This is a genomic window from Nocardiopsis sp. JB363 (assembly GCF_900143625.1).
Taxonomy (GTDB): Bacteria; Actinomycetota; Actinomycetes; order Streptosporangiales; family Streptosporangiaceae; genus Nocardiopsis.
This window is the reverse complement of record NZ_FRFF01000112.1, coordinates 1-5,701: the sequence shown is the minus strand read 5'-3', so window position 1 is coordinate 5,701 and position 5,701 is coordinate 1. Positions and strand designations below refer to the sequence as shown.

Genomic DNA, 5,701 nt, shown 5'->3' with positions numbered 1-5,701 from the left:
ATTCGTCGGCAGCGTCTGATGTGTATATGAGACAGCCGCTACCTGGGGCCGTTCCGCCTGGTGGGACGCCTGGGAACGGGCGGCATGGGGGTGGTGTACGCGGGATTGGACGGCCGGGACCAGCGGGTGGCCGTCAAGTGCGTGCACCGGGTCCTGGCCTCCGACGCCGACTTCCGGGCCCGGTTCGCCCGTGAGGTGAACCTGGTCCGCAGGGTGCGGGCCGCCTGTGTCCCCGCCTTCCGCAGCGCGGCCACCAAGGCCGAGGTTCCGTGGCTGGCCACCGAGTACGTGCCTGGCCCGACCCTGCAGGAGTTCGTGCGCACCCACGGCCCGTTGCGCGGCGACTCCCTGATCGCCTTCGGGCTCGGTGTCGCAGAGGCGCTCGCCGCGATCCACTCCGCCGGGGTGGTGCACCGGGACCTGAAGCCGGGCAACGTGATCCTCGCGCCGGACGGTCCCAAGGTGCTGGACTTCGGGATCGCCCGCGCCATCGACGGCACCGCCCTCACCCGAACCGGTGGCCTGGTGGGCACACCGGGGTGGATCTCCCCGGAGCAGTACCGGGGCGCCCCGGCCACCGAGCACTCCGACGTCTTCTCCTGGGCCGGGCTGGTCGCCTACGCGGCGACCGGACAGGGACCCTTCGGTTCCGGTACCTCCGACGTCGTCGTCTCGCGCATCCTCTCCGCACCCCCTTCCCTGGTCGGGGTTCCCGCGCACCTGCGCCACGTGCTGGAACGGGCCCTGAACAAGCGCCCGGAACAGCGGCCCACCGCTGCCGAGCTGCAACGGATGATGATGGGGGCCCTGCACGCGGCGGCTCCGAGCGCCGAGGCGCCCACGAACATCCGGGGCATCCTGAACCGGACCTGGGCGGGGGTACCGGCCCTGACGACCGGAAATCCGGACTGGCATCGAATCGCCCCGCCCAAACGGGGTTGGATCCGCCGAAACCGGCTCGCGGTGGGGGTGGGCGCGGCGGTGATGGTCGTCGTCCTGGTCGCGGGGCTCGGGCTGCGCGCCCTGCTCGGCGAGGGAACACCGGGGAACTCGGGCCCCGACGGCTCGGGCACGCCGGGCGGATCGACGGCCGGGAACGCGACGGCCGGAAACGCCGCCGTCCCCGACGACGCCCCCGAGGAATACCGCGACCTCTACGAGACCGGTGAGACCGTGGTCGAACCCGTCTCCGACACCGAACCCGTACTCGTCCGCCGCCTCGAACCCGCCTCCGGAGAGGGCGAGGGACTGGACCAGCTACGACTGACCTTCAACAGCGCCGCCTCCGCCGAGTTCCAGGACTTCGGGCTGACCGTCGACTTCGAATACCTCCCCGACCACGGCTCCATGAACGTGCACAGCGGTGAGTTCGTCGGGGTCAGCGCCATCACACCCGGCCAGGAGAGCCTCGACTTCGACCCCGTCGGCAACAGCGGTGTGCTCGCCACGCTCGACCCGGACAACCCCACCGAGCGTGTCCGACTGGGGTTCTACAACGTGATGGTCGTCTACCACGTGCCCGCGCCGATCAGGGAGCGAGCACAGGACGCCATCGACTACCCGGGCGGGTTCTGCGTCTACTCCGGACTGGTCGCGGCGCCCGGGGCCGATGCGGACGTCACCTTTCCCGGTATGGACGACATCGGGCCGCACGACACCACCCTGACCGGCGGAGCTCCCCTGGAGAGCTGCGCCTACACCGAGGACATGGAGAACCAGTGATCCCCCACCCGAACCCTCCCTTCACCAAGGACCGCCTGCCCCAGGGCATGGAACCCCCCACCGGGACCGACCCGGAGAACCTCGGCACGTACCGGGTCGTGGGACGCATCGGCGCGGGCGGTATGGGCGCCGTCTACGCCGGTGTGGCCGAGGACGGTTCCCCGGCCGCGGTCAAGGTGGTCCACCCGCAGTTCGCCGCCGACCCCGAGTTCCGGCAACGATTCGCCCGCGAGGTGGACCTGGTGGCCCGGGTCCGCGCCACGTGCACACCGTCGTTCCTCGGCGCGGACACCCGGGCCGCGACCCCCTGGCTGGCCACCGAGTACGTGCCGGGCCGGACCCTGCGCCAGTACGTCCGCGAGAACGGCCCGCTCTCCGGGGGAATGCTCTTCGCGCTGGCCGTGGGACTGGCGGAGGCGCTCAACGCGATCCACTCCGTCGGGGTGGTGCACCGGGACTTGAAGCCGGGCAACGTGATCCTGGCGCCGGACGGTCCCAAGGTGTTGGACTTCGGGATCGCCCGCGCCGCCGACGGCACCGCCCTCACCGCGACCGGTGGACTGCTGGGAACCCCCGGCTGGGTGGCTCCGGAGCAGTACATGGGGCAGGGGGCGACCGGCTACTCCGACATGTTCGCCTGGGGCGGGCTGGTGCTGTTCGCCGCCACCGGCAAGGCCCCCTTCGGCACCGGACAGGCGGACGTGTTGTCCTACCGCGTCCGCAACGACGAACCCGACCTGTCCGAGCTGGTCGAACCCCTGGCCGACCCGGTGCGCCGGGCGATGTCGAAGGATCCCGGCCAACGCCCGACCGCCGCGGAGCTCCTCGCCGAACTCACCGGTTCCTGGAACGCCACCCGCGTGGAACCGGTGGCCGCCGCCGATCCCACCGAGGTCGTACCCGGACTGCTCGCCACCGAGTGGCGGGGGATCTCCGCGCCGGAGGCCTCCCGGGTGCGCCGGAGACGTCCGTGGGCGTGGCCGGCGGCCGGCGCCGCCGCTCTGGCCCTGGTACTGGTCGCCGGGGGAGTCTTCGTCTGGCCGGGCCCCGGGGTGCCCGCGCTCGGCCTGCCCGGGATGGGCTCGGAAACCGCGTCGGGGGACGACCGGGCCGGCGCTTCGGACGCGGACGCCTCGGACGCCGGTGCCGCGGGGGGAAGGGGTTCCGAGGGCGAGGACGCGGACTCCGCCCCTACGGTCGAAACGAACCCCGAGGAATGGGAGGTCGTGCTCACCGAGGCGATCGAGCAGGCCAACGAGGTGGGAAGCTTCGAGGCCTACCAACGCGCCACCACGGCGGACGCGCACGGCGAGTTCCTGGTGCATCGGTACACGGAGGATCCGCAACCGGTCCTCTACAAGGGTGCCCACGGTGGTCCCGCCTATAGCGAGTTCCTGGCGTTCGGGGGAGACCTGTCGACCGGGGAGGGTGTGGAGCGTCTGGGTCGCACCACCATGACCCCTCCTCCCGATGTGGAACCGGAACCGGCACAGTACGGCCGGGATCCGGAGCCCGCGAGCACATTGGAATACGCAGCCGAGTTCGGCCCCGGGCAGTGGTCCTTCCTGTGGTATGTCTCCCAGCTGTTGGAACCGGAATCCAACACGCAGCCCGACTACATGGGGGTCGTCGAACCCGCCCAGCCGGATTCCGCCTGGGACTGGGACCACTTCGACACCGAGCCCGCGCACGGGCCGGCTCACCATTACACGGGTACCTTCACAAAGGAAAGCCACTTCGACGAGACCCCGACGCCTCGGGAGTACGTGTTCGACCTGTGGATCGATGAGGACGGACGGTTCCAGCGGTTCGCGCACTACCGCGAGCAGGCTTCCGACGAGAGTGGTGAGTTCGAAGGCGCGGAGGGCTGGGAGGTCGTCGCGGTCAGCTTCGACGAGCCCGTGACCATCGAGGTCCCCGACGAGTCCCAGATCCTGGACACTCCCGCTCCGCCCTACTGACGAACCCGGCCCCGGCCCCAGCCCTGGCACCGCTCCCGGCCCCGAGCCCGTTCCGTCCCCGACGAGTACCCATCCCCCGACTCGGAAGCGAGAGCTCCATGTCCACCGCCCCCCTGCCTCGTCTGGACCGTGATCTCCTACCCCCGGACGTCGCGCCACTGGGACGAAAGGATCCGGAATCGGTGGGGCCCTACCGGATGCTCGGCCGGATCGCCCGGGACGCGACGGGTAAGGCCATGCTCGGTGTGGCTCCCGACGGCAGCACGGTGGTGGTCCGTGTCGTCCTCGCCGAGGTCGCCGACGCCACGAACGTGAGGGCCCGTCTCACCGCGGAGGTCGGCCGGCTCGTCCGCGGCCGGGCCGTGTGCGCCCCTCGCTACCGGGGTTCCGACGTCCAGGCGGCGCGACCCTGGCTCGCGACCGAGTACGTGCCCGGCCCGACCCTCGCGGAGCACGTCGCCGAACACGGGCCGTTGCGCGGGAACGTGCTCACCGCGCTGGCCGCGGGCCTGGCGGAGGCGTTGAGCTCCTGGCACGCCCTCGACGGCGCCCACCTGGGGTTGAACCCGGCCAAGGTGGTCCTGTCCCCGCAAGGCCCCAAGGTGCTGGACTTCGGGCTCGCCCGAGCGGTGGGGAAGGTGATCGGGGACCGTCGCTGGGCCGCTCCCGAACAGCGCGGCGACGGGACGGAACCCACCGGGCACGCGGACGTGTTCGCCTGGGGCAACCTGGTGCGCTTCGCCGCCACGGGCTGGGAACCCTCCGGGGACACCGTCGCCGAACCCGACCTGGGAGACGTCCCCGAGTCCCTGGCTCCGCTGATCCGCGAAGCGTTGAGGGAGGAGCCGGGAGAACGCCCGACCGCGCCGCACCTCCTGCGTGAGCTGACCGGCCGGTCCGAAGGCGACCTGGGCGCGGCAGTGTCCGAGCTTCTGACCGAGACGTGGACCGGGGTGACCGTCCCCGAACCGCGTCGGGTCCGTGGGTCCCGCACCCCCGTACTGGTGGGCACGACCGCGGGGGTGTTGGCCGCCGCCCTGCTCTCCGGATGGCTGATGTGGGACCCGGGTGCGGAGGTGGACGACGCCGCGGCCGGGGGATCGGCGGATTCGGCGGACCCCACCTCGGCCGACGAGGACGGCCCCGAGGACTCCGAAGGGGCCACCGAGTCAAGCGAGGACGAGCCCACCGGACCGACCATCGACGAGAGCCCCGAGGACGCCGACGCCGTGGCGGCAGAGGCGAAGGAACTCGCGTTGGAAGCGGGCAGCTTCACCGCCTATGAGCACAATTACCACAGTCATCCCGGCGACACGCTTGCGCACCATTACGTCCAGACTCAAGAACCCGTTCCGGCGCTCCTCCTCGACATCCACATGATCACCGGCGGGCTCATGGCCATCGGGCCGGACCTGGAGGAGGTCGTGTACTTCGACAACACACCGCTCCATCCCGAGGAAGTGCCGGAACGCGAGTACTACCGAGACGAGGAGCAGCAGCGCTCCTCGTACGGGCACCCTCGCGAACGGTGGGAGGGGACACTCGACTCGGTGTTCGCCTACCTGGATCCGGTCGACGCGACCTATGCGGGCACCGGAACCGCGCCCACGGAGTACCTGCCCGCCGAGGTCCTCGGAGACGGTGCCCTGACGGAACGGACCGGTCACCGTTACACGGCCACCTATATCGAAGAGGACCACGGGGAGCACGGAGACGTGGAGGCCGTGCTGGAGTTCTGGGTCGACGAGGACGGTTATCCGCTGTACTTCGACCAGAACGTCGCCCTCGACGGGGAGGATCCCGACACCGGGCTCCCCAACGAGTCCGGTTATCGGGTGGAGTTCGCCCACTTCGACGAATCGGTCGACCTCCATGTCCCCGCCGAGGACGAGATCCTGCCCGAACGCCCCGGCTTCTGACCGACCCCGACGCCACGCGGTGCGAAGGCATCTTCCGCTTCACCCCTGTCAGTGTGAAAGGAAACGATGAGCACATCCCCCACCCCCGCCGAGGAACCC

3 protein-coding genes are annotated in these 5,701 nt (G+C 70.8%); all 3 read left to right on the top strand.

Annotated features, from left to right (window positions below):
* The first annotated feature begins 60 nt into the window (after positions 1–60).
* The 3 genes from BQ8420_RS17030 to BQ8420_RS17020 all read left to right on the top strand — a co-directional run bounded on the left by BQ8420_RS17030 (position 61) and on the right by BQ8420_RS17020 (position 5,602).
* On the top strand, positions 61–1,722 hold the full coding sequence (locus BQ8420_RS17030) for a serine/threonine-protein kinase (protein ID WP_255404880.1): 1,662 nt from the start codon (positions 61–63) through the stop codon (positions 1,720–1,722).
* A complete protein-coding gene (locus tag BQ8420_RS17025; protein WP_369825513.1) occupies positions 1,719–3,683 on the top strand; it encodes a serine/threonine-protein kinase in 1,965 nt (654 codons plus the stop codon). The genes BQ8420_RS17030 and BQ8420_RS17025 overlap by 4 nt, the downstream gene beginning before the upstream one ends.
* A 98-nt stretch (positions 3,684–3,781) precedes the next feature.
* Positions 3,782–5,602, top strand: a complete 1,821-nt coding sequence (locus BQ8420_RS17020; protein WP_087100116.1) for a hypothetical protein — start codon at positions 3,782–3,784, stop codon at positions 5,600–5,602.
* The last annotated feature ends 99 nt before the right edge of the window (positions 5,603–5,701 follow it).

What these genes read in the sequence shown, in the direction of transcription:
- BQ8420_RS17020 (WP_087100116.1), top strand. Translation starts at nt 3,782, where the DNA reads ATGTCCACCGCCCCCCTGCCTCGTCTGGACCGTGATCTCCTACCCCCG.